Origin of the sequence: Desulfovibrio sp. JY, from assembly GCA_021730285.1 — a bacterium.
GTDB lineage: Bacteria > Desulfobacterota > Desulfovibrionia > Desulfovibrionales > Desulfovibrionaceae > Solidesulfovibrio.
The window spans coordinates 1,253,079-1,277,821 of record CP082962.1; the positions used below are offsets into that span (position 1 = coordinate 1,253,079).

Below are 24,743 nucleotides of genomic sequence, written 5' to 3' on the forward strand. Positions count from 1 at the left end.
CTCGCGCTCTCCCCTTCCTAAAATTTTCAATGGCTACAGTCGTCTTCCGGCTATATGGTTGTTATCGTTAAAAGTCTTTAGGGAAGGGGTCCGGGGAAACCCCTTTTTTCAGAAAGGGGTTTCCCCGGCCTCTTTTCTTAATCGCTCATACCCTTGGCGCGCTGGGCCGCGGCCAGCTTCTTCTCCTCCTCGGGGGTGAGCTTGGGCCGGTCCACGGTCAGGGTGATCTTGTCGATTTTGCCGTTGAAGGGGAACGGCGTCTGGTAATCCGCGTCGTTGACCGGCGTCAGGGTATCCGAGCCGATGTCGAGGGACTCGTCCCATTGCAGGGTAAACGGCAGGGTGTGTTCCATCTTCTTGGTGTCCACGGTCTGGCCGTCCACCTTGAGGGTGCCCGTGCCGCCGCGCCCGACGCCCGAGAAGCTGTTGAAGGCCAGGGTGCCCGGCCCCATGCCGTCGTAGGCGAAGTCGAATTCCAGCACATGCTTGCCCGGGGTGAGCGCCGGGCCTTCCCACTTGATCCGCTCGAGGTCGACCAGATTCCACAGGAACACGGGCTTGCCCCCCAGCAGGTAGAAGCCGTAGCCGCCGAAGCGGCCGCCCTGGGTGATGAGCATGCCGTCGCCGCCGCCTTCGGGGACCTCGACTTCGGCCTTGAAGTTGTAGGAAGCGTTCAAAACCGAGGGCGCGTCGCCATTGGGCGTGCCGATAAGCGGCCGTGTCCAGGTGAAGACGTTGCGGCCGGCGGTGAGGCTCGGGCGCGGCGCGATGAGGCGCTGGACCACCTCGGTATTGAGGGGCAGCACCTGGTGCTTCCTGGCTTCCTCCATGAAAAGCGCCCGCATCTGCTTCAGCTTTTCCGGATGCTTGGCCGCCACGTCCGTGGCCTGGGTCCAGTCCTTGGTGAGGTCGTAGAGTTCCCAGGGGTAGGTCATGGGGTCTTTCGCCAGGGAAACCATGTCCCATGGCGGCCGCATGACCTTGGTGCTGGCCAGCCAACCGTCGTGGTAGATGGCCCGGTCGCCCATCATTTCAAAGTATTGCGTGTGATGTCGCGAGGGCGCTTTGGCGTTTTTTGCGTCGAAGGTGTAGAACAGGCTCTCGCCCTCGATGGGGCTTTGCTTGATGCCGTCCACCGTTTCGGGAGCCTTGATGCCCGCTACGTCGAGGATGGTCGGCACGATGTCGATGACGTGGGAGAACTGGTTGCGGATGCCGCCCTTGTCCTTGATGACCTTGGGCCAGGCAATGGCCATGCCTTGGCGCACGCCGCCGATGTGCGAGGCGATCTGCTTGGTCCAGGGAAACGGCGTGTCGAAGGCCCAGGCCCAGGGCACGGCCATGTGGGGGTAGGTCTTGTCCGAGCCCCAGGCGTCGTAGAAGTACTTGAGCTGGTCTTTAACGGGCACGTTGACGCCGTTGAACATGGCCACTTCGTTGGGCGTGCCGTTGAGCGTACCTTCCGAACTCGTGCCGTTATCGCCGTTGATGTAGATGATGAGCGTATTGTCGAGCTTGCCCATGTCCTCCACGGCCTGGATGACGCGGCCGATCTCGTGGTCGGTGTAGGCCACGTAGGCGGCGAAAACGTCGGCTTGCCGGATAAAGAGCTTCTTTTCGTCGGCGTTAAGCGCATCCCACTTCTTGAGCAGGTCGTCGGGCCAGGGGGTGAGCTTGGCGTCGGCCGGGATCACGCCGAGCTTTTTCTGGTTTTCGAATATCGTCTCGCGAAGCTTGTTCCAGCCCTGATCGAACAGGTGCATCTTGCTGATTTTTTCGATCCATTCCGGGGTCGGGTGGTGCGGGGCGTGGGTGCCGCCGGGCACGTAGTAGACGAAGAACGGCTGGTCGGGGGACAGGGCGTTGATGCGGTTCATGTAGTCGATGGCGTCGTCGGCCATGGCCGTGGTCAGATTCCAGCCGGGCTTGCCCGTGAACGGATAGATCTGGGTGGTGTTGCGAAAGAGGTTCGGTTCCCACTGGTTGGCGTCGCCGCCGACGAAGCCGTAGAAGTAATCGAAGCCCATGCCGATGGGCCACTGGTCGAAGGGGCCGTCCTGGCTGGCCTGGAAGGCCGGGGTGTTGTGGTCCTTGCCGAACCAGGAGGTGCGGTAGCCGTGGTCCTTGAGGATCGTGCCGATGGTGGCCTTGTCCTTGGGGATGATGCTGTCGTAGCCGGGGAAGCCCGTGGCCTGCTCGGCGATGACGCCGAAGCCCACGGTGTGGTGGTTGCGCCCGGTGATGAGCGCCGCCCGGGTCGGGGAGCACAGGGAGGTGGAGTTGAAGTTGGTGTAGCGCAGGCCGGCCTCGGCGATGCGGTCCAGGGCCGGGGTCGGGATCACGCCGCCAAAGGTGCTCGGCACGCCGAAGCCCGAGTCGTCGGTCATGATGAGGAGAATGTTGGGCGCGCCCTTGGGCGGCACGATGCGCGCCGGCCAGTAGGGTTTGGACTGCTGCGCGGTGTCCTTGATGACGCCCTGGAATTTCTGGGGCGGGGCCGGGAGCTGGTTGCCCGGAATGGTTATGGTGGCGCTTGGCGAGCCCGGGGGGCCACTTTGCTCGGCTGCCGCCGGAACGTGGCCGAGGGCTGTCAGCACAAGCGTCGCCAGGATGATGGCGAGGACGCGTGGCATATGCTTCCTCCGTCGGTTCGATGCGTGGTTGCCGAATCGGCGTACGTCATCCTGCCGTCAATACGGCCCGCCGAGCAGACGGGGCCCGCTCTTGTCATGGAATTTCCAGCCCATCCGCCGTATTTCCCGGGCGAAAAGCGGGCTGGCCTTGCCGGATATCCAGATCTCGACGCCATTGGCCGGGAAGTTTCGGGCAAAGTCCTCGAAGGCCCGGGCGATGACCGCGTTGGTCTCGGTCCAGAAAAAGCAATCCGCCGGAAAGACCAGGACCAGCCGGCCGGCGGCGTTGACGGCGGCGATGTGCCGGCCCACGGCGACGAAGCCCGAAAGCGGCGACACGGCCGCGTTGTAGCCGGCGTACATGGCGGCCATGCGCTCCCGGAACCGGGCCACGTCCGGGTCGTCGGTGCCGGCCAGAAAGCCGACCAGGGCTCCCTTGTTGGCCACCTGGGGCATGACGGCAAGGGAGGCCACGATGCGGGACTGCTGGGTGGGGGTGAAGATCCGGTCGCCGATGAAAAACGCGGCCGTCTCCGACGGCACGCCCATATTCGCCAGTTGCGTCAGGTTTTGCCGGGCGAGCGCTTCGGGCGGCGCGGTCAGGTCCACGCCATTGAGTGTGGCCGAGGCGCCCACGGCGGACACGGCGATGCCGGCCCCGCCCGGGATGAGCGAAGCCAGGGCCGTGGCCGTGATGTTGCCGGCCGCGCCGGCCGCGGCCAGGTCGTGCAGGCGTTTTCGCACCAACGGGTTGGTGGTGTAGGGGTCCACGCCGAACTGGGCGGCGTATTGCCGCTCCAGGGCCGGCACGCCGAGGATTCTCGATACGCCCGAGCCGTTGCCGATGTCGCCGGAAGTGATATCCTGGCGCAGGGTTGCAAACATCTGTCCGACGCCGGTGACCGCGCCCTGCAGCGTTCCCACGGGGTTGGTCACGAGGTCCGCCGCACCTTGCAGGGTCTGCCTGCCCTTGCCCACGATGCCGCCGCCGAATTCCGTAAGCGAACTGACCTGTTCCATTTTGGCCAGGGCGGCCGTTTCGGCGATGCGCTTGGCGAGCAAGGCGGTGGAAGCCACGCGCAAGTCGCCGAAGCGGGTGTGCAGGGTATAGATGTAGAGGTAGCCGTCGGTGGCAACGAAGGGATCGACGGTGAAGTCCGGCCCGGACAGCATGGAAGGGGGCAGGATGGCCGAAGCCGCAGGGGCGACGGGCGTTTCGTAGGGCGCGGCGGCCAGGGGCGCGGGACCGAACCAGGAGAGCAGCATCCAGGCGGTGCAGGCGATCAGCGGGAACAGGCGGTTTCTCATGTGCGGTCTCCGATCGAAGGGGATGCCTTGGTGTGGGCGGCCGTTTCGGGTCGCGTCATTTCAATAGGGCGGGTTGACCTGGACGTAGACCGTCGCGCCGTCCTGGATCACGGGCTGATAGTAGACGCCGCCCACGGTGTAGTAGGTCGCCCCGTTGACGAGTATCGGTTCGGCAGCCGGCGGCAGGGCGTACAGGGTGGCCGCGGCCACTGCCGCGCCCGTTACGGCGGCGGCCGCCGCCACCGCGCCCGGCGCCACGGGCGGCGGGAACATGCCCGGCGCCGGAAAGGGCATGGGCGCGACGGGGCGGCCCCAGGGAGCGGGGGCGACGGGATGCATCCAAGGCGCGGGCGGCGGCGCGCCGACCGGTCCGTAATGGGGCATGGGGTACGCCCCGGGCGCGCCCGGCATGGGATGGGGGCCGTAGGCGGCCGGTCCCATGGGCATCGGGCCGTGCACCGCGCCCGCGGGCGGCATGCCCATGCCGCCAAAAGCCGGCGCGGGCGGATGAAAACCGCCGGGCATCCCACCGGGCATTGGCGGATGAAAACCGCCCTCCATGCCGCCGGGCATCGGCGGATGAAAACCACCGCCCATGCCGCCGGGCATCGGGGGGTGGAAGCCGCCGCCAAACCCGCCGGCCGGTGGATGAAAGCCGCCGAAACCGCCGCCGTGGAAACCACCGAAGCCGCCACCGTGGAAACCACCACCGTGGAAGCCGCCGCCGAAGCCCCGAAAGCACTGGGCGGATGGTGCAAAAGCCAGGGCCAGACCGGCCGCCAGCCCGAGAAGGCCGGCCAGCCGCACGATGTTACGCGGGAAAGTCATTGTCATGGCGCGCCTCCATTAGGGCTTGGCCGGCGCAGCGGCCGGCGGGGAGGCGAGCTTGATCCGCACGGCGTCGGCCGGCGGCGTGAAATCGAAGGTTTTGGCCGGAAAACGCGTGACCGCCTTCCAGTCGGCGTAGGTGACCAGGGTGCGCGGATCGCCGTGCAGCGTCTTGTCCGTGACGGCCAGGCGCAACGGCCAGGGGGTCTTGCCGGCGTCGACCCAAAGCTCGAAATCCTTGGTCAGTTGCCGGAAGGCCAGATGGTGGCAGGGCTTGCCGTCCACCTCGCTTTTCCCGACGTAGACGGCTTCGAGCACGCCCTCCATCATGCTTTTGTAGGGATCGGCGGCCAGCAGGTCGATCATGGGCCCGATCAGACGCAATTGGGCCATGGCCGTGTCCAGGGCGTCGGCCAGTCGCGGCGGCACGTCGAAGGCGACATACGTCTTGGCCGTGGCGTCATAAACCTGGAAGGTCGTGCCGTTTTGGACCCAGGTCCCGGAGACGTCGTCGCCGGTCGCCTCGGCGCGCAGCTTGTCCGGGCGCGCGACCTTGATGGCCGTTCTGTGGGAAAAGGCCACTTTCTGCCCGTTGGGGAACACCCGGTCCACCAGGCTTTTTTCCGTGACCGAAAAGGCGGTGAGGGACTGCATGTGGGCGGCCACGGCGTGCAGCAGGGCGTCGGCCTGGGGATCGATGGCGGGGGCGGCTCCGGCCGGCCCGGAAAGGAGTGCAAGCCACAGCAGGGTCGTCGCCGCAAGGAGAACGTATCGGCGCATGAGCGGGTTCCTCATCCTTGCCGCCCTGCCTGCCCGGAAAAGTCTTTTGCGGGTGGCCGGCGGGTTTGCGGGGGCGCGAAAAACCTCCCCCGCCGGGTGTGATGGAGCGGGCCGAAGCCCGGTTGTCCGTTGGTCAGAACGTGAAGGCCAACCCCAGGATGGGACCGCTTAGGGTCGCATCGAACTTGAAGGCGCTTTTGCCGCTGCCTTCGTTGTGGTTGACGCCCACGGCCCGGTAGCCGAGCAGCACCGTGCCGTGTTTCCAGAAGGTGTAGCCCAGGGCCGCCGTGGCGTCCCAGGTGATGGCCGAGCTGATGGAGAAGCCGCCGACGCCGCCGCGCAGGTTCAAAAGCCAGTCCTTGGCGAAGTGGAACTCGGCCCTGGCCCCGACGATGGGATCGGCCCAGGTTTTCGACTGGAAGATGTCGCGCCCGCCCCGGGCCCGGTCGCCGTCGAGCTTGAGCGCCAGGCTCCAGATGCGCGCCCCGGCCAGGAGATCGAAGTCCATGGAGGCATTGCCCGACGGGCCCAGGGGAAAGCTCCCCAGGCGGTAAAAGGCGGCGAGGTCGATGAGCAGCAGGCTGGTTTTGCCGTCCAGGGAAACGCGCTTGCCCGAGGCCTGATCGCCGAGCAGCGAATAGTTGAAATCGGTGAAAAGCCCCACGCGATCCCTGTAGATGCCCTCGAGGTGCACCATGGCGGCCATGTTCAGGTACTTTGAAAGGTCGGCGAAGGAGGCGTCGACCTTGGTGTCGTAGCCTTTCGCGCCGATGGTGCCGTTTAAACCGGTCAGCCAGGCATAGGGAACGACGGTCCAGCGAAAATCGCCTTGCGTTTCCGTGCCCGTTGCCCGGGCGTTGGTGGAAACGGCGGCAAGCATGATGCAGACGGCGATAAGGATGGGGAGGGTGACTCTTTTGCGCATTCCTGGCTCCGGCATTTTCCGGGCGATGAAAAGGGATCGGCGCGACATCGCGAACATCGGACCGTGACGCAACGGGATTTCCCCGGGAAGAAGTCGCAGAACTTCCATTGACCGCTAGCACGTTCCGTATGTGTTGTCTCATTCGAGGACGCAAGATTTGCTCAAAAAACGAAAGACCCGCTATCATGGATAGCGGGCCCGATGTGGAAAAATGGCGGGGTGTCAGACCCTTGCCATGGTTTCGGAAGGCTTTTCGCCGAAGCGCTCGCGGTAGACGCGGCTAAAAAGGCTCTGGGAGGCGAAGCCGCAGGCCAGGGAAACGGACAGCACGCTTGTGCCCGGCGTGGCGCGGCGCAACAAGTCCCGTGCCCGGGACAGGCGGCATTCCCGCAGAAATTGCGACGGAGTGTAGCCGCGATGTTTTTTGAAGGCCAGTTGGATGGAACGCGCGCTCATGTTGGTGAGGTCGGCCAGATCGCCGAGATTGAGCGCTTTGTCGGCATGGGCTTCGAGGAAGTTTTCCACCAGGGCGATCACCTTGGGCGGGGCCGGCGGCGGCGGCGCGAGTAGAGCCCCCCGGGCGTTGTGCTCCAGGCAGGTCAAAAGGGCCGTCAAAAGGAGCTGTTCGTATTGGCCGACGAGCAGCGGCTCCCGGGCGAGCGCGGTGTCGTGTTCGAATAAGGCGGCCACCTGGTTGATGATGGCCAGCAAGCGCTTGGGGCCGGGCTGCGACAAATCGATTTGATCGGCAAAACGCAGCGCGCGCCGCAACGGTTTGCCGGTGAATTTTTCCAGCATTCGTTCAACGGCCGCGCGGGCGAAACGCACCGTCATATTGTTGTAAAAAGGCTCGACGGCAATCGTGGCGGGTTGTTCGAAATCAAGGCAGCTCGCGAGCTTGTCCGGGATGCAACGCGATATTTTTCCTTTTGTGCGGGCTTCAAGTCGTCCATGCGTCACAAAGATCAGGACGAAACTCTTGATGTCGATAGCGGCCTGGATATGGAAACCGGCCGACGCTGCCGCGGCATTGAGGGAAACATCACCAACCTTCAAATGGTTGTAGATCATCTTGAATTTTTTCTTATTGAAGATGTCGATACTGCCATTTCGAAAATTTTGCGATAACGCGTCGTTAACGGCGTCCGGGCTTTTTGTTTCAAGATAGCGATAAGGCGAGAGGGGAATGTAAATACTGTCAACATTGAGAATATTGTTTCCGTCAGGCATGCTATTGATTCATGCGCCCTGTTTTTTTTGTCAAGTGCGGACGCCGCCTGCCCCCTGCCGTACAGGCGCTTTACATTGAAGTTCCTCGCTATTTTGTCGACGTGAACGGGACGGGCTCAAAATCGGGCTCGGGCGGCCTCGCGTATCCCCTGTCCCTTATGCCGCAACCGGCTATTGCCCGCTCCATCGTCCCGGCAATCACCGAAGCCCGCGCGAGCGCACTCCCGGTGCGGCCGACGCGCCACGCGCCGGCTATTGGGTGAGACTGGCTCCATAGAGCGCGTAGGCGGTGTTGGGGTCGCAACCGGTTTGCCGAACGGGATCGACCGCCATTGTCTTGATAAACCGTCCTGTCACCTCGCCTTGCCCGTTCACGCCTTCGATGAAGACGGCTCCGAGTTGGTAGATCGTGACCGAGTTGCGGCCGGATTGCTGCGGATACCGCGGATTGTAGAAGGGAATCAAGGCCACGCGGGGACTGTTCATCGATTCGCTGTAGCTGCTGTTGATGATGGCGTTGCTGTCGCTGTCCCAGGACGCGTTGGGGTCCTGGGCAATCAGTGCGCTGACGCCCTGTTCCGTCGGTCCGGGCATCTTCCCGGGTTCAACCAGCAGCTGGTCGCCAATGGCCACGTCCGTATTGTTCGAGCCCGTGCAGCCGGCAATGTTGTCGCGGTACTCGTCGCCGCCCGTCTGGGGCGTGCCCTTGTTGATGGCGGGATAGTCCACCGGCTGATAGTGTCCGGGCGTCACGGTGCTTTCCGGATCGCCCATCTTGAGGACGATTTGCCTTCCCACGTCGCTGTCGCCGTACCCCTGCACCTCGACAGACCGCATCTCGCAACTGCTCTCGCCGTCAAGCTGTCCGTTGTCGGCGTATTTCTTGTTGGGATCGCAGGTGTCGTCCCAGGTGAATTGGGCCGGCGGGGACCAGGGCTTGAGACATTTGCTGCTGTTGGAACAAAAAAGCGATGCCGAGCTCCTGGCCGCGAGATCCTGGGTGTTCCAGCCGAGGATGCGCCCCAGGAACATCTCCACCGGATTGCCTCGCGCACTGGTGCGCCCGACAACGGCCTGCACCGTGCTGTTGTCGGGATAGGCCACATCCGAATCACGGATGGCCAGATCCTTGGCATCATCATCGCTCAGGTTGGCTTGGCCATATGCGATGGCGGTATTCGTCACCTGGGTGTGGTCGGTGCCGTATTGCACGAGCACGTTGGCCCCGGCCAAGGCCGCCGCATCGGCGGCATTTTGCAACTGGCTGCGCTTGTATTCCAGAAACGCGTAGTCAACGGCCAGGGTGGCCATGCCGGCCAGGACGATCATGGACAGCGCCACCAGAACGGCGATGGCCCCCTGTTGGTCGCGGAAATGGGTTATGCGTGCTCGCGGCGTCATAAGGCACCCCTTTGTGATCAGGATTGGCGTTGCGTGGCCGAACCCACGACCTGCCCCAGGTTGGCGCTGATCGATTCCCATGGAATGATGACCATTTGGCTGGTATTGTATTGCACGGTCACAGTGACCGGGGAGCCGGTCGTCCCTTGTCCGGTGGCGATCACCGAGGTCAGGGCGAGGTTGTAGCCGGCGTTTTGCATGTACAGGTTGGCGGCCTGGACGGCGTTTCGATTGCGGGACGCCGCCAGGGCGCCTTCCCGGGCGGCCCGGGTCACCACGGCCTGGGCCAGCAGGATCTGGCCCAAATCCACCACCCCCGCCAGCATGGGCATGAGGACGAAGGTCAGGATAAGGGCCAGTTCAACGCTCAACGATCCGGCCTGTCGCCGCCGCACGCGTTTCTTGGCGTATCGCTTCATGGCTCCACCTGCGCACTGGCCCCGGCCGTGATATAGTCCGGGAAGAGGGGAACGCCCACGAATTGGGGCAGGATCATGGGGACAAAGGGGTAACGGAAGGTGACGGTGACCGAGTCTCCCGCGACACGCTCCGGTGGCGAGAGCGCCACCTCCGGCGTCACGCCGAGGCCGAACCCCGGTGGGCTGGCATCGGCGGCGTTGTTGAGCTCGGCTGTCACGAGGGCGGTGACGGCGGCGTCCGTCGTCCCCGGCAGGCTGGCCAGGCGGGCCGCGTTCGAGGACACGGCGGCGGCCATGGATTCCAGGTAGAAAAAGCGGCTGTATTCGAAAATGGCGAACAAAATCAGGAGCACCACCGGGAGAAGGAGCGCCATTTCAACGGCTGATGCGCCGTGCTGGTTGTGTTGTCGCTGCGGTGCCTGCATGTCGGTTACCCTTGTTCGTCCTCGCCCAGTATCGGGAAGCACGATTATCAGGTAACCACCGCGACTTGCGGTGTCGATCCGGTCGATTCCCCAGAGGGTCGGGGAAAACCCCTAGGGCGTCGCCGGGCGCACTCCGGGAAAACGCTCCGGTGCGGAAGATGGGAATGGAACTTCCTGGATTTACAGCGGCAACGCGGTTCAGTCGATCAGGCCGAGCTTGGCGGCGTAGCGCACGAGTTCCACGGAATTTTGCAGCTTGAGCTTCTTCATGAGGTTGCAGCGGTGGTGTTCGGCGGTCTTGACGCTGATGGAGAGGGCATCAGCCACTTCCTTGGTGGTCAATCCCTCGACCACCATGCGCATGACCTCGCGTTCCCGGGCGGTCAGGCCGTCGTAGGCCGAGGAAAAGGGAACCTCGTGTTTTTGCTGTCCGAGGAGCAACTCCCGGGAAACCTCCTGCGAAATGGCCGGGTCGAGATAAAACGCGCCGCGCTCCACCTGCCGGAGCCCCTCGATCAGCCGTTCGGCGGCGGCGTCCTTGGTCAGGTAGCCGTTGGCCCCGGCTTTGACGGCTTCGACGACATAGTCCGGCTTGGTGTGCATGCTGACGACGAGGATGAAGATCCCGGGCAGCATGGAGCGCATCTCCCGCACGAGCTGGATGCCGGACCGATCGGGCAGGGAGATGTCGATCAGGGCCACGTCGGGTCGGCAGGCGCGGGCGGCGCGCATGGCGTCGGCGGCGGTGCCGGCCTCGGCGGCGATGACGGTGTGGGCATCCCGACGCAGGATGGCCTTGAGGCCTTCCCGGTACAGCGGATGATCGTCAACGATCAGCATCCGTTTCGGTTCCATGTCCCCGCTCCCTGGTATAGTTGACCTCGGCCACGATCAGGCAGCCCCGTTCCGGCTCGGCCACGATCCGCAGCCGGCCGCCCAAAAGCGCCATCCGTTCGCGCATGCTGGCCAGGCCCATGCGCCGTTCCCGGCCGGCCTGCGCCATCCGTTCCTGGACGGCGAAGCCCCGGCCGTCATCCTTGATGCGCACGATAAGCATCGGGTACGATTCCACCAACCGGACCGACACGTGCTTTGCCCCGGCATGCCGGCGGACATTGGTCAGGGCCTCCTGCACGACCCGGTAGAGGTTTATGGCCAGGTCCTGATCCAGGACCAGACCCTCCAGCCCCGCCTGGGAGAAGTCGACCGCGATGCCCGTGACCCTGCGGAAATCGTCGCACAGCCTTTTGAGGGCCTGGGGCAGGCCCAGGTGTTCCAGGTCCGGGGGACGCAGGTCGTAGGAGATTTCCCGGACCGCGGCGATGGCCCGGGAAAGCAGGGCCGAGAAGTCGTCGAGGCGGGACTCCACCGCCGGCGAGGCCAGCACCACCCCGTCGAGCAGCGTCTGGCCGGCAATCTTCGCTGCGGACAGGCACTGGGCCACATTGTCATGCAACTCCCGGGCCAATCGAGCCCGTTCGTGTTCCTGGGTTGCAATGAGATCGCCGGTCAGTTCCCGGATGCTCGCCTCGGCCCGCTTGAGTTCCGTCACGTCCGCATTGGTCCCGACGAATCGCACCGCGCCGGCATCGTCCCGGACCACCCGGCCACGCACCAAAATCCAGTGGACCGCGCCTGTTTTGGCCAGCATGCGTTGTTCGCAGACATAATCATCCTGGTTTCCCGCCAGGAATGCGGCAAAGGTCGCCCGCGCCCGTTCCCGGTCCTCGGGATGGATGCGCGTCATCCAGTCCTCAAGCGTCGCCAGGGAGGCCGCGCCGTCATAGCCGAGCAATTCCCGAAACCCCGGGTCCACATAGTAGGCCCCTGTCTGGGCGGTGAATTCCCAAATGCCGACCTTGGCCGCCCGGGTGGCCATCTCGTACCGGCTGTGGGCGTGGTCCAAAGCGGCCAGCATGGCGTTGATGGCCTTGGAGAGCCCGGTGATTTCATCGTTGCCGTCGACGAAGGTCCGCTGCCTGGAATTTTCGCTTTGCCCCAACTGGTCGATCTGGCGACTCAACCCGGTGATGCGGGACACGATGCGGCGCTCGACGAGATAGAGCATGGCCAGACCGAAGGTCATTCCGATCACCAGAAGAAACACGACATTATTGTTGAGGGTGCGTTGTTTCTGGCGATGGATGCGCCGGGGAAGCGTCACGGACACGAGCAGCGCCGGTTTGTCCGCGACGTCACGCAACAGGGCATAGCCATGGATGAGGGCGTCACCTTCGGGAATGATCTGGTGATCCCCGGTCCGCAGCAGGGTGGCGGTGATGTCCTTCAGACGGGGCGTCAGGGCCGGGAGCTGCAGGTCGACCACGGCAAGATCGAGCATGACCGCTTCGCCCAGGGCCTTGATCCTGGCCGCGTCAAGACGTTGTCCCATGACCATGACCCCGCGAGCCGGCCCCTGGCGCAAACTGGTGAGCACGGGGCAGGCGGCCACAAGCCAGGCCTCGCCCCCCGCGCCGAGCACTCCGGAAATGGCCTTTTCCCCACCGAGTGCCTGGCGCAAGAACGGCGACGCGGTCAGGTGCTGGGTCAGGGCCTCCGGAACGGGGGCCAGATCCTTTCCATCCGCGGCCAGGGTTCGTCCGAGGATCAGTCGTCCGGCCGCGTCGTAAAGCAGCAGCAGCCCCACGTGCACGGTCTCAAAGCTCTGCGGCGTGATGTTGGATCGCACGTAGCCGGGATTGCCGTCGGCGACGAATTGGTACGTATCGTCCCACATGGCCCAGTCGGCGACGGTGATCTCCAAGGCCTTGCGGGCCTCTCGCAGGGCCATGACGCCCCGCGTCAACTCCTCGTCGACCTCTTCCCTCTCCAGGTAATTGAAACTGGCCTGGATATTCCCTTTGGAAATGGCGTAGAGCACGGCGAAAAGGCCGCAGAATGTTGCGCAGATAATGAAAATCGTGGCGCGGCGCAGGTTCATGGTTTCCCTATGCCCCGTGGCGGGGGATTGTGCAAACCGTTCCCGCAGGGCATCTCCTGTGAAACGGAGGCCTGCGCCACAGGCGTAATCCCGATCATGGGAATCGGCACACGCAGGCGCATTGTGTTCATTGCCGATGGGAATTTGCAGCGTGGGCAAGGGCACCGGCGAAGTCGCCGTCTGGGGAGTGTCCCAACAACTTTATCAACCTGCTCAAGACGCGTTGGGATACTTTCTCGTACAAATCCATGGGAAAGTTCTGGTGGGGATGCTGGGGCGGGGTCCAACACCGTAGCCAACGGGTAGTGCGTTTTATCTTTGAGTAGAAAGTGACCTCTAATTCTCTATTTATTCATTTCACGATCAGAGCGTGTTTCATAAGCCTTTCTCAGTACAGAACAAGAGGACTCAAGTGTTTGCTTCAATCCGTCCACACCTAACTTTGGCAGTATTTTTCTTTTCAATGCGTGGTCTTTCGTTCTTTTCCATCCTATTTTGATGCAAAATCTAATAAAATACTTAAGGTCACAGATTCTTAACAGATGAAAAACCAATTGTTCCAAATTGTAGCGCGAAAACACTAGCGCATCTAAAAACATATTCGAGGACAGCAATGCGGCTTCTGAGTCAATTTTTCGAATAGCGGCAACAGTTCCTTTGGCGGCTTGATCAGCTAATATGCAATAACTCCTTATGTCACACGCAAGTTGTATATTAACCATCGAAACCCTTTCGCACATTGAAGCTACTTCTTTATTGAAGTCGTTTTGGCCAATTAAATTCCCGTGTAAATTTTTGACGATATCATCAGCAAATTGCTCTTTTCCGATGATCCCTTCTTTTGTTGAAATAATAAAATCAAGCTCACCTAGAATTATAATTAGAAAATAGGCAGCTTTTGAAATTTCAGCACGTAACGATATTCTGCGTTGAAAGAAAAAACCACCCTGAGCCAGAAGCCAACCTAGAAAGATCCCACCTGCCCCAGTAATGAAGTTATCCATACAACGAACATCCTAATGCTCTGGAAAAGTTAACAACAAAAGCACACAAACCCGGCCATGCATTACAATTTGATATATATCTACTCGTCGTTTTGTCTTAATGATAAAAAACTGTTTCACCATTGACGGGTCCGCCAACGGGACCGCGTTGGCGCTGGTGCTTTTTTCAAAAGAAAAAGGGGTCACCGATTTCTCGGTAACCCCTTGGCATGCTTCGTGGTGGAGCTGGAGGGAATCGAACCCACGACCTCTTGAATGCCATTCAAGCGCTCTCCCAACTGAGCTACAGCCCCGCAGCGAGAGGTGAAATTATCCTCACACAAAAAAAAGTCAAGCGCTTTTTTCCCCGCCCGCCCATTTTTTCCCGCGCCCTTTTCTTCCACACCCGTTTCCCGTACAACCCGACCGTACGATGGCGCTTGCCATAGCAAGCAAGGAGTCCCCTTAACGTGCTCGTCCTGGCCAAACGCCTCCTGCGCAAAACCCTCTGGGTCGCCGGCATCTTCTTCGGCATCACCCTCATCAGCTTCGCCGTCATCCACCTGGCCCCGGGTTCGCCAACGGATATGCAGACCACGCTCAATCCCCTGGCCACCGCCGAGACCCACGCCCGGCTCCAGAAACTCTACGGCCTCGACCGCCCCCTCTACATCCAGTACGCCGACTGGCTCGGCAAGCTCGTCCGCTTCGATTTCGGCCAGTCTCTCTCCGGCGACCACCGGCCCGTCTGGGACAAGATCAAGGAACGCCTGCCCCTGACCTTTTCCATGAACATCGTCTCGCTTCTGCTCACCCTGCTGATCGCCGTGCCCATCGGCGTGGCCTCGGCCGTGCGGCAGGGAGGCCTTTTCGACCGCGCGGCCACGGTCTTCGTCTTCATCGGCTTCGCCATGCCCGGATTCTGGCTGGCCCTGCTCCTCATGCTTTTGTTCGGCATCCACTGGGCCGTGCTCCCCATCTCCGGGCTCACCTCCATGGACTTCGCCTCCCTGTCGCCGCTGGGCAAAACCCTGGACCTCGCCCGCCATCTGGCCCTGCCGATTTTCATCTATACCTTCGGGAGCCTCGCCGGCATGTCCCGCTTCCTGCGCTCCTCCATGCTCGAGGTGCTGCGCCAGGATTACGTGCTGACCGCCAGGGCCAAGGGCCTGCCCGGCCATGTCGTCATCTACAAGCATGCGCTGCGAAACGCCCTGCTGCCGGTCATCACCATCCTGGGGCTTTCCGTACCCGGGCTCATCGGCGGCTCGGTCATCATCGAGTCCATCTTCGCCCTGCCCGGCCTGGGCCAGCTTTTCTACCAGTCGGTCATGGCCCGCGACTATCCGCTCATCATGGGCAACCTGGTGCTCGGTGCCGTGCTGACCCTGGCCGGCAACCTGCTGGCCGACGCCGGCTACGCCCTGGCCGATCCGCGCATACGCCTCGGTGGGCGCGGCCGCTAAGGAGAAAGGCGAAGAACGTATGGCGTCAGAAATAAACAGTATCAGGTTTTGGGGGTGGAGACGCTGCGGAGGTCGCGACGGTGCGTAAGGCGTTCGGCCGCTTTTTGCGGCGCCATCTGCCCCGGCACGGCATGCTGTGGGCCGGGCTCGTCCTGGTGGGCGGCATTTCGCTGGCCTCCCTCGCCGCACCGTACGTAACGCCCTACGATCCGCTGGCCTTAAATGTCGACGCCATCCTTTCGCCCCCCGGGCCGACCCATCCGCTCGGCACCGACGCGCTCGGCCGCGACGTGCTGTCGCGCCTGCTCTACGGCGGCCGGGTGTCGCTTTGGGTCGGATTCGTCGCCGTCGGACTTTCCGTGTCCATCGGGCTTGTGCTCGGGCTTTGCGCCGGCTATTTCGGCGGCCTGGCCGACGAGGTCATCATGCGCGGCGTGGACGTGATGTTGTGCTTCCCCTCGTTTTTCCTGATCCTGGCCGTCATCGCCTTTCTCACCCCGTCGCTGACCAACATCATGGTCGTGATCGGGCTGACGTCCTGGATGGGCGTGGCGCGGCTGGTGCGGGCCGAGACGCTGACGCTTCGCGGCCGTGAATTCGTGCTGGCCGCCAGGGTATCGGGCATGAGGGCTCCGGGCATCCTTTTTTACCATATCCTGCCCAACGCCGCCGCGCCGGTGCTCGTTTCGGCGACCCTCGGCGTGGCCGGGGCCATCCTGATCGAATCCTCGCTCAGCTTCCTGGGCCTTGGCGTGCAGCCCCCCATGCCGAGCTGGGGCAACATGCTCATGGAAGGCAAGGAAGTGCTGGAAGTCGCCCCGTGGCTGTCCATCTTCCCGGGGCTGGCCATTTTGCTGACCGTGCTCGGTTACAATCTCATCGGCGAAAGCCTGCGCGACATCCTGGACCCCAGGCTGCGGCAATAGGCGAGGCGGCGCATAATGATCGAAGTGCTGCGAATCAAGAATCTGGCGCTCATCGACGACCTGGAGCTGGAGCTTGGCCCCGGGCTCAATGTACTGACCGGCGAGACGGGCGCGGGCAAGAGCTTCATCGTCTCGGCCGTCAACTTCCTCACCGGCGAGAAGATGCGGCCCGATCTGGTCCGGGCCGGCTGCGAAAAAGCCGTGGTCGAGGCGCTTTTCGTCCAGGACGGCGAGGACCTCATCCTGCGCCGGGAACTGACCGCCGGCACCGGGCGCAGCCGCATCTACGTGGGCGACAGCCTCGCCTCGCGCGAGACGTTGGCCGCGCTGCGGCCCAAACTCCTGCTCCACGCCTCCCAGCACGGCCAGCAGCGCCTGCTCCAGCCGGGCTTCCAGGCGGCGCTCCTCGACGCCTTCCTGCCCGATCCCGCCCCCCTGGCCGAGCGCAACCGGCTGGTCAAGGAGCTGTCCGACATTGCCGGCCGCATCCGCGACCTCGACGCCAAGGCCTCGTCCCTCGAGGAAAAACGCCAGTTTCTGGAATTCCAGCAGGCCGAGATCAAAAAGGTCAATCCCCTCCCCGGCGAGGAGGAGGAGCTGACCGCCAGGCGGGCGGCCCTGGCCGAGGCGCGCAAGGCTTCCGAGGCCCTTTCCAAGGCCCTTGAGTGCATCGAGAGCGAGCCCAAGGTCCTCGACAGCCTGGCCGACCTGCACCGCGAGCTGCTTCACGCCGGCACGGTCGCGCCGGAATTTACCGACGACGCCGAGGCCGTGGCCGCCTTCCGCCATCAGCTCAAGGACATGGCCGTGCGCCTTCGCCGCGCCCCGGCCGCCGGGGCGGCCGTCTCGGCCAGCGACGCCGAGGCCATCGAAAAACGGCTTTTTACCTTGGCCCAGCTGCGGCGCAAGCTGAAAAAGACCCTGGCCGAGATCGTGGACCTCGGGGGGCAGGTCACGGCCAACCTCGATTTCCTGGACGCCTGCGCCCTGGACCGCAAACAGCTGGCCCGGGAGGAGGCCGCCGGCATGGAGGCCCTGGCCACGGTGCTCGGCACCCTGGCGACCGCCCGGCGCGAGGCGGCCACGCGTCTGGCCGACGCCCTGGAGGACATCCTGCGGGGGCTTGGTTTTTCCAAGGATGTGCGGGTCATTTTCGAATTTTCCCCGGCCACGGTCCATACCCCGGTGGCCGTGGACGCGCCGGCGCTCGTCGAGGACCGCGCCCGCATCCTGTGGCGGCCCAATCCCGGCCAACCGCCCCAGCCCCTGGACAAGATCGCCTCGGGCGGCGAACTTTCCCGCTTTCTGCTGGCGCTCATGTCCCTTTCCGCCGAACCCGGCGGGCCCACGCTCATTTTCGACGAGATCGACGCCGGCATCGGCGGCCTGACGCTCGGCAGCGTGGGCGAGTACGTCAAAAAGCTCTCCCAAACCTCCCAGATCGTGCTCATCACCCACTGGCCCCAGCTGGCCCGGCTGGCCGACAGGCATTTTTCCGTGCGCAAGTCCGTGGAAAACGACCAGACCAGCACCCGCTGCGCCCGGCTTTCCGGCGCGGCCGTGGCGGCGGAACTGGCCCGCATGGCCGGCGGCGGCGAGGCAGGGGCGGAAATGGCCCGGCGGCTGCTCACCGATCTGTAGCGCCCTTTCCTTCCAGACCGGCGTGGACGCGTCAGAGGTCCTGCCGGGCCGACGCGCGCGGCCCAAGCCTCCCCCTTGCCGGGCGCGGGCGTCGGGGATAGGTTATCCTTGCGGCGGATAACCCACGGAGGGTCCCCCCATGTCGCCCCAGGTCGAAACCATCCTGCTGGCCGTCGATTTCTCGGAGGCCGCGCAGTACCTGGCCGAATACGCAACCATCTTTGCCAAAGGACTCGACGCCCGGCTGCTCGTGCTCTACGTCTCGCCGAGCATGAACCGCTACGCGAGCCTGTACGTGCCGCCCCAGAGCATCCGGACCCTGGTCGACCAGATTCTGGAAGGCGCCAACCGGGTCATGCACGAGTTCATGGACGCGCGCTTCGTGGACGTGTCGGCCGAGGGCCGGGTGGAATACGGCTACGCCCCCGAAAAGATTCTGGAAGTCGCCCGGAAATCCGGCGTGGACATGATCATCATGGGCACCCACGGCCGGCGCGGCGTGGATCGCATTCCCTTCGGCTCGGTGGCCGAAAAGGTGGTCAAGACCGCCACCATTCCGGTGCTGACCGTGCGCCCGGCCTGACGCCGGAAGACATTTTTCCGCAAGCGGCGGCCGGACGTTGCCCAAAGCGTTCACATGGCGTATGCACGGGCAGTATATCCCCCGCAACGCGGATGGTGCCATGGCCGACGACATCCCGAAACAATACCTGACGTTTCGCCTCGGCAACGAGTGCTTCGCCCTGGAATCCCTGGTGGTTTCCGAGGTGCTTGACGTGTTGCCGATCACCTGGGTGCCCCTGGCCCCGGGCCATTTGCGCGGCGTCGTCAACCTGCGCGGCAACGCGGCCACGGTGGTGGACCTGCGCAGCAAGCTGGAACTGACCGACGAGGGCACCGGCGAGGCCTCCTGCCTGGTCATCGTGGAGCGCGACTTCGACGGCGAGACGATCGCCGTGGCCGCCCTGGCCGATGACGTGTACGAGGTGGTGGAGATCGGCCCGGCGGACATCGCCCCGCCCCCGGACATGGGGCTGGCCGTGCCGCCGCGCTTCGTCAAGGGGCTGGCCAAGGTGGGCGACGGCTTCGTCATGGTCCTCGACCCGGACCGCCTTTTTTCCCTGGAAGAGCTGGCCGCGCATCAGCGGCCGTAAAGACGTCGGTACATCATGGCGTTGGCCGTGATGCGCCGCACATAGTCGCGGGTCTCGGTGTAGGGAATGAGCTCGGTGAAAAGCTCCTGCCCGAGCGCGGCCAGATTTCGCGTCCAAAGCCGGGCCCGGGTCTGTCCGGCATTGTAGCCGGCCAGCGCCGCGGCCAGACTCCCCGCCTTCTCCACCCGCTCCCGAAAAAACGCCACCCCGAGCCTGATGTTGACCGCCGGATCGAACAGGTCCCGGCGCTTCACCTTGAGGCCGAGCGACCGGGCCACGGATCTGGCCGTGTCCGGCATCAGCTGCATGAGCCCCACCGCCCCGGCCCCGGACACCACCTTCGGATCGAAAAAACTCTCCTGCCGGATCAGCGAATAGACCATGTCCGGATCGATGCCCGATCCCTTGAGCGCCGCGACCACCAGCCGGTCGTAGGCCCGTGGGTAGAGCGCCTGGCGCAGCGGGGCCAGATCCGCCGCCGTGCCGCGCAGGAGACAGCCGCCGAAGGTGCGCCAGGCCGTGCGCATGACCGTCCCGCGCCGCCCCATCGCCTCGGCCGCCGCGATGGCGGCCATGGCCAGATCGGCCCGCTCGGGCATGGCCCGGCTGGCGAAATCCAGCTCCATCCCGGCCAGGGACGGCAGGCCCGAATCGGCAAGCAGCCGGGCCTTGTCCAGGGCGTCGGCCGCCGCCTGGGAAGGGGCGTCGGCATGCCCGGGGCAGCTGGGCGTGCGGCGCACCGGCGAGGCGACCACGTCCGGGACCGCCTTGCCAAGGGCGGCAAGGGCCGCGGCGGCCAGCCCGCCGTAATAAGTGTTGGGACGCCGGGAAGACGCGTCGAGATAGGCCTGGGCCGCCTCCTCGGGCCGGCCCAGGGCGGCCAGCGCCTTGCCCCGCCAGTAGCGCGCCCCGTCGGCCCAGTCGTCGTCCGGAAAACGGGCCGCGAACGCCTCCAGGTCCGCAACCGCCCCGGCCATGTCGCCGGTCACGTAGCGCAAAATCGCGGTCAGCGACGCACCCTGGGCGGCCAGATCGGGCGAAACGGCCAGGCCCTTGAGCTGCTGCGCCGCGCCCAGCGCATCCGCAAAGCGCCCGTTTTCGGCCAGAACCAGGGCCAGATGGCGCGCCGCCACCTCGCGCAGAGGATCGTCGCGGCCGGGCGCGGCCAGCACCTGGCGCAAGAGCGCCTCCATGCGGGCGGTGTCCTCGGCATCGAGGGAACGCCACAGACAGCGCGCCTCGTGGTAGCGGGACCAGCCGGCCAGGGACGCGTCCGGGTCAACCGCCGCCGCCTTGGCGAACATCCCGGCCGCCGTTTGAAACTTGCGCTGGCGATAGAGCGCCTTGCCGCGCACATAGTCGGCCCGGGCGGCCTGCCCGGCGTCGAAGCCGTGACTCGCCTGCAACAGCGTCAGGGCCGCCTCGGGCGACCGTTTCTCCACCATGGCCTCGGCCCGCAGCAGCACGTTGGCCGGCGTATCCGGATCGTAGGCGGCAACCGTCCCCTTGCCTCCCGCGCCAAGCGACCGGGCCAGGGCGTTGCCGGCCGCCGCCGCCTTGGAGGCCGGCCAGGTAAGCGACAGGTGACGCAGGAAATCCGCCGCCTTGCGATCCTGGCCAAGCCCGGCGGCGGCCACGGCGGCCCGCAGCCAGACTTCCGGGGCAAGCGACGGATCGGCCTCGGTCAGCCAGGCCTCGGCCAGGGCCAGCGTTTTCTCGTGGTCGCCCTGGCGGGCGGCGCTTTGAAGGGCCAGATACTGGGCGTCGCGGCCGAGAAAGGAGGCGCCGGGCGCGGCGACGAGCGGCGCCAGGGCGCTTTGCGCGCCGGCGGCATCCCCGGCCAGGTAGAACCCCAGCCCCGCGTAATAGGCGGCCACGTCGGCCAGGGGTCCGGCCTTGCCGGCCACGGCGGCCAGACGCGCCGCGCCGGCGGCATGGCGGCCGGCCAGCACCTCGTTGATCCCGAGGACGGTTTCAAAGCCCGGTGCGCCGCTTTCCCCGGGCACGGGACGGGGCGTCTTATCCAGACTGCCCCCGAGCCTGGCCGAACGCGGCAGCGGAATGTCGGCCGGCGCGGCAGGTGGTGACCAGGACTCCCGCTCCCCGGCCCGGGCAGTCGCGGAAAGAGCTGAAACCAGGACCAGAACCAGGACAATCCATACCAAACCAAACCGATCGGAGAAGCATTTTATTTCCGGCATGCGCATGCGCAATATCCTACCTTGGCGAGTCGTATATGGCCATTTTCCTTGATGTCTCAAGCGAGCACACCCCTTGACTAAACGTGAAATTCGTGACTAACAAGCCGGAGTTTTCAGGGGTCTGCTTTGAGTCTCCGGGTTTCGTGCGCCTGGCGTAGCGAAGCTTGTGCCTTTTCCACCCGTCAAGGAGGTCGGTATGTCCTTCACGCAGTCCTGGGATTTCACGCCGGGCACCCGCGTCGTTGTAGACGATCTGCGAAAGTGCTCTCGTGAATACGAGTGGCTGGAGGAACCTTACGTCTCGCCCGACGGCGAGACCGTGGCAATGGTCGCCGCTTTGCCGGACGCCGAGTTTTCCCTGGCGGTCAATGGCGAAGTCTGGGATGAAACCTTCGACAAAATCTGGTATCCGCGCTTTTCCCCGGACGGCAGGCTGACCGCCCTGGTGCAGTCGGCCGGCGAATGGTCCATGGCCGTGGACGGCGCCGCCTGGGAAGAGCAGTACGCCTACATCTGGAACACCCTTTTCTCCGAGGCCGGCGACGTCATCGCCGCGCCCGTCCAGATCGACGGCCGCTACGGCATGGTGGTCAACGAGGCCGTCTGGGAAACCCTCTACGAGAACGCCAACATGGTGACCATGGCCCGCGACGGTTCCGCCACGGCGGCGGTCGTCCAGGTCAAGTCCCTTGGTCAGGCCGACATCGAGACCTTCCAGAACGGCATCTTCAGCGTGGCGGTCAACGGCGCGGCCTGGGATTCCATCTTCGTCAACTGCTGGAACCCGATCTTCGACGCCACGGGCAAGCATGTGGCCGCCACCGTGCGCCGCACGCTCTACGACTACACCATCGCCGTGGACGGCAAGGCCTGGGAAGGCGCTTACGCCTGCGCCTGGGGGCCGGTCTTCAACCCGGCCACGGGCCAGGTCGCCGCGCCGGTGCGCAAGGCCGGAGCCTGGGGCATGGCCATCGACGACAAGATGGCCTGGGACCCCCGCTTTGTCCAGGTGTGGCATCCGGCCTACTCCCCGGACGGCGGCAAGCTGGCCGCCATCGTGGCCCCGAGCTTCGGCGTCTTCACCGTTGCCGTCGACGGCACGCCCTGGGACGCGACCTTCCCGGTCATCACGGATCTGGTCATAAGCCCGGTCGGCAGTCGCGTGGCGGCGCTCGGCAACGATCACAACACCAATTTCGCGGTCATCTGCGACGGCAAGGTCTGGAACGGCCGCTACGACATGGCCTGGACGCCGGTATGGAGCGACGACGGCGCCCATCTGGCCGTTGCCGTGGAACGCGCCGGCCGGTTCACGGTCGTGTGCGACGGCAAGGCCTACCCCCAGAGCTTCGACAAGTGCTTCGCCCCGACGTTCTCCCCGGACGGAACCATGGTCCTCATCCGGGCCATCGCCGACGGCAAGCTTCATCGAATCGTGGCCCCGCTTACGGCCTTTACCGGCTAGGAGGAAGTCATGCACGCCTTGTACGATCTCGCCGTCGGACCGCTGGCTTGGCTGGCCTTCGGCATCTTTATCCTCGGTTCGGCCTATCGCCTGCTGGCCATGCGCGCCCTGGCCCTCAAAAAGGACGGGGCCTTCGTGGCCTTTATCAGCTGGCCCCACGCCACCAAATCCCTCATGCACTGGCTGACCCCCTTCGGGTCGCTGGGCTGGCGGGAAAACCCCGTCGTCACCGTGGCCACCTTCATCTTCCATATCTGCCTCTTTCTGGTGCCGATCTTCCTCATGGGGCACATCGTGCTCCTCGACACCTTCCACGGCTGGTCCTGGCCGGCGCTGCCCGGACAGCTGGCCGACATCCTGTCCATCATCGTGGTCGTCATCTGCGCCTACTTTCTGTGGCGGCGCATGAGCGTTCCCGAAGTGCGCTTCGTCACCAGCGCCCAGGACATCGTCGTGGTCTCCCTCGTGGGCCTGACCTTCCTGACGGGCGTTTTGGCCTATCATCGCATCGGCGACAACCTGGTTCTGACCACCCTGCACATCCTGTGCGGCGAGGCCATGCTGATCGCCATTCCGTTCACCAGGCTTTCCCACATGCTGTTCGGCTTTTTCAGCCGCGGCTACATCGCCTCGGAGTTCGGGTCCGTCAGACACGCCAAGGACTGGTAGAGACCGGAGGATTTCATGAACACCATTGCCGACCGCCTCATCGAGGACGAAGGGCTCAGGCGCGGGGTTTCGCGTCTGACCCCGGAGAAAATACAGAAAGTTTTCAGGGAGCTGATCGCCGGCGAATGCGGGGCGCGCCTGAAAACCTACATGGAGACCTGTGTGCACTGCGGCATGTGCGCCAAGGCCTGCCATTATTACATGTCGCACAAGGACCCGAGCTACATGCCCGCGGCCAAGGTCACCCAGACCATGACCCGCCTGCTCAAGGCCGACGGCAAGGTCGACCCGCAGGTCATCTACGAGTGCGCCCAGGTCGCCTACACCGAGTGCAACCTGTGCCGCCGCTGCATCCACTACTGTCCGCTGGGCATCGACACCGGCTACATCATGAGCGTGGTCCGGCGCCTGTGCCACAAGCTCGGCGTGACCCCGCAGTACATGCAGGACACCGCCCACAGCCACTCGGCCACCATGAACCAGATGTGGGTGAAAGACGACGAGTGGCCCGACACCCTCCAGTGGCAGGAAGAGGAAGCCCGCGACGAGTTCCCGGGCCTGCGCATTCCGCTCGAGGTCGAGGGCGCGGACTTCATGTACTCGGTCATCGCCCCGGAACCCAAGTTCCGCACCCAGCTCATCTACCAGGCCGCGGCCATCTTCCACGCCGCCGGCCTGTCCTGGACCATGCCGGCCACGCCCGGCTGGGACAACTCCAACATGGCCATGTTCTCCGGCGACTCGGAGATCATGTCCCGGGTCGAGCGCGCCCACTACGAGACCGCCCAGCGCCTGCGCGTCAAGCGCATCGTCATGGGCGAGTGCGGCCACGCCTTCCGCGCCGTCTACGACACCGCCAACCGCTGGCTCGGCTGGAAATGGCATCCGGTGCCCATCACCCACTCGGTGGAGTTCTTCTGGGAGCTCATCCAGCAGGGGCGCATCAAGATCACCCACAAGTACGCCGAACCGGTCACCATCCACGACCCGTGCAACATCATCCGGGGCCGCGGCCTCATGGAGAAATTGCGCGACGTGGTCCACTTCCTGTGCGAGGAAGTGGTGGAGATGCACCCCAACCGGGAGCACAACTACTGCTGCTGCGCCGGAGGCGGCGTCATCAACTGCGGGCCTCCTTTCAAGAACGTCCGCGTCGCCGGCAACGCCATCAAGGCCGAGCAGCTCAAGGCCACGGGCGTGCACACCGTCGTCGCGCCCTGTCACAACTGCCACGGCGGCCTCGAGGACATCATCAGCAAGTACGAACTCGGCATGCACACCAAGTTCCTGGGTGACCTCATCTACGAACTGATGGAAAAGCCCGAGGCGGAGTAACCCCGGCGAGCAG

Annotated in this window: 21 protein-coding genes and 1 tRNA gene; 8 read left to right on the forward strand and 14 right to left on the reverse strand. The window is 64.4% G+C overall.

The features are described from left to right. Window positions 1–137 precede the first annotated feature (137 nt). The 13 genes from K9F62_05610 to K9F62_05670 all read right to left on the reverse strand — a co-directional run bounded on the left by K9F62_05610 (window position 138) and on the right by K9F62_05670 (window position 14,187). Window positions 138–2,633, reverse strand: coding sequence for an arylsulfatase (locus K9F62_05610; protein UJX42157.1), 2,496 nt, complete (start codon window positions 2,631–2,633; stop codon window positions 138–140). A 57-nt stretch (window positions 2,634–2,690) separates the two neighbouring features. After that, entirely contained in the window at window positions 2,691–3,941 is a 1,251-nt protein-coding gene (locus K9F62_05615; protein UJX42158.1) for a hypothetical protein, read from the reverse strand. Window positions 3,942–4,001: 60 nt separating this feature from the next. Continuing rightward, entirely contained in the window at window positions 4,002–4,775 is a 774-nt protein-coding gene (locus K9F62_05620; protein UJX42159.1) for a hypothetical protein, read from the reverse strand. Between the two features lie 12 nt (window positions 4,776–4,787). Continuing rightward, window positions 4,788–5,549, reverse strand: coding sequence for a DUF2092 domain-containing protein (locus tag K9F62_05625; GenBank protein UJX42160.1), 762 nt, complete (start codon window positions 5,547–5,549; stop codon window positions 4,788–4,790). 133 nt (window positions 5,550–5,682) lie between these two features. Next, entirely contained in the window at window positions 5,683–6,474 is a 792-nt protein-coding gene (locus K9F62_05630; protein ID UJX42161.1) for a hypothetical protein, read from the reverse strand. Between the two features lie 222 nt (window positions 6,475–6,696). Next, window positions 6,697–7,704 (reverse strand): AraC family transcriptional regulator, encoded by a 1,008-nt coding sequence (locus K9F62_05635; protein UJX42162.1) that lies wholly within the window; start codon window positions 7,702–7,704, stop codon window positions 6,697–6,699. A 252-nt stretch (window positions 7,705–7,956) separates the two neighbouring features. Beyond that, window positions 7,957–9,105: a hypothetical protein gene (locus K9F62_05640; GenBank protein UJX42163.1), complete on the reverse strand. Its 1,149-nt coding sequence runs from the start codon at window positions 9,103–9,105 to the stop codon at window positions 7,957–7,959. A gap of 17 nt (window positions 9,106–9,122) precedes the next feature. Then, on the reverse strand, window positions 9,123–9,524 hold the full coding sequence (locus tag K9F62_05645) for a pilus assembly protein (GenBank protein ID UJX42164.1): 402 nt from the start codon (window positions 9,522–9,524) through the stop codon (window positions 9,123–9,125). Next, complete coding sequence (locus K9F62_05650) at window positions 9,521–9,949, reverse strand: pilus assembly protein (GenBank protein ID UJX42165.1); 429 nt, start codon at window positions 9,947–9,949, stop codon at window positions 9,521–9,523. The genes K9F62_05645 and K9F62_05650 overlap by 4 nt, the downstream gene beginning before the upstream one ends. Window positions 9,950–10,147: 198 nt before the next feature. Further along, a complete protein-coding gene (locus K9F62_05655; protein ID UJX42166.1) occupies window positions 10,148–10,804 on the reverse strand; it encodes a response regulator transcription factor in 657 nt (218 codons plus the stop codon). Further along, entirely contained in the window at window positions 10,776–12,890 is a 2,115-nt protein-coding gene (locus K9F62_05660) for a PAS domain-containing protein (GenBank protein ID UJX42167.1), read from the reverse strand. Before K9F62_05660 ends, K9F62_05655 begins: the two co-directional genes overlap by 29 nt. A gap of 344 nt (window positions 12,891–13,234) precedes the next feature. Further along, window positions 13,235–13,894, reverse strand: coding sequence for a hypothetical protein (locus K9F62_05665; GenBank protein ID UJX42168.1), 660 nt, complete (start codon window positions 13,892–13,894; stop codon window positions 13,235–13,237). A 217-nt stretch (window positions 13,895–14,111) separates the two neighbouring features. Further along, window positions 14,112–14,187 (reverse strand) — tRNA-Ala (locus K9F62_05670). Window positions 14,188–14,343: 156 nt separating this feature from the next. Between K9F62_05670 and K9F62_05675 the strand changes: the two genes are divergently transcribed. The 5 genes from K9F62_05675 (at window position 14,344) to K9F62_05695 (ending at window position 19,060) form a co-directional block, all read left to right on the forward strand. Then, the gene (locus K9F62_05675; GenBank protein UJX42169.1) at window positions 14,344–15,339 is read left to right on the forward strand and encodes an ABC transporter permease; all 996 of its coding nucleotides are present in this window, start codon (window positions 14,344–14,346) and stop codon (window positions 15,337–15,339) included. Window positions 15,340–15,419: 80 nt separating this feature from the next. Then, window positions 15,420–16,265, forward strand: a complete 846-nt coding sequence (locus tag K9F62_05680) for an ABC transporter permease (protein ID UJX42170.1) — start codon at window positions 15,420–15,422, stop codon at window positions 16,263–16,265. Window positions 16,266–16,280: 15 nt separating this feature from the next. Beyond that, the gene (locus tag K9F62_05685; GenBank protein ID UJX42171.1) at window positions 16,281–17,906 is read left to right on the forward strand and encodes an AAA family ATPase; all 1,626 of its coding nucleotides are present in this window, start codon (window positions 16,281–16,283) and stop codon (window positions 17,904–17,906) included. Window positions 17,907–18,045: 139 nt separating this feature from the next. Then, complete coding sequence (locus tag K9F62_05690) at window positions 18,046–18,489, forward strand: universal stress protein (GenBank protein UJX42172.1); 444 nt, start codon at window positions 18,046–18,048, stop codon at window positions 18,487–18,489. A gap of 100 nt (window positions 18,490–18,589) precedes the next feature. Further along, window positions 18,590–19,060 (forward strand): chemotaxis protein CheW, encoded by a 471-nt coding sequence (locus tag K9F62_05695; protein ID UJX42173.1) that lies wholly within the window; start codon window positions 18,590–18,592, stop codon window positions 19,058–19,060. Here K9F62_05695 and K9F62_05700 read toward each other — a convergent pair. Beyond that, window positions 19,048–21,267 carry a transglycosylase SLT domain-containing protein gene (locus tag K9F62_05700; protein UJX42174.1) on the reverse strand — a complete coding sequence of 740 codons (2,220 nt, stop codon included), beginning with the start codon at window positions 21,265–21,267 and terminating at the stop codon, window positions 19,048–19,050. The two genes, K9F62_05695 and K9F62_05700, sit on opposite strands and share 13 nt — an antisense overlap. 190 nt (window positions 21,268–21,457) lie before the next feature. Here K9F62_05700 and K9F62_05705 point away from each other — a divergent pair, with 190 nt between their 5' ends. The 3 genes from K9F62_05705 to K9F62_05715 are packed head-to-tail and all read left to right on the forward strand — an operon-like array spanning window position 21,458 to window position 24,730. Next, window positions 21,458–22,726: a WD40 repeat domain-containing protein gene (locus K9F62_05705; protein UJX42175.1), complete on the forward strand. Its 1,269-nt coding sequence runs from the start codon at window positions 21,458–21,460 to the stop codon at window positions 22,724–22,726. A gap of 9 nt (window positions 22,727–22,735) precedes the next feature. Further along, a complete protein-coding gene (locus K9F62_05710; GenBank protein UJX42176.1) occupies window positions 22,736–23,395 on the forward strand; it encodes a respiratory nitrate reductase subunit gamma in 660 nt (219 codons plus the stop codon). 15 nt (window positions 23,396–23,410) lie between these two features. Further along, complete coding sequence (locus tag K9F62_05715; GenBank protein UJX42177.1) at window positions 23,411–24,730, forward strand: (Fe-S)-binding protein; 1,320 nt, start codon at window positions 23,411–23,413, stop codon at window positions 24,728–24,730. Window positions 24,731–24,743 lie beyond the last annotated feature (13 nt).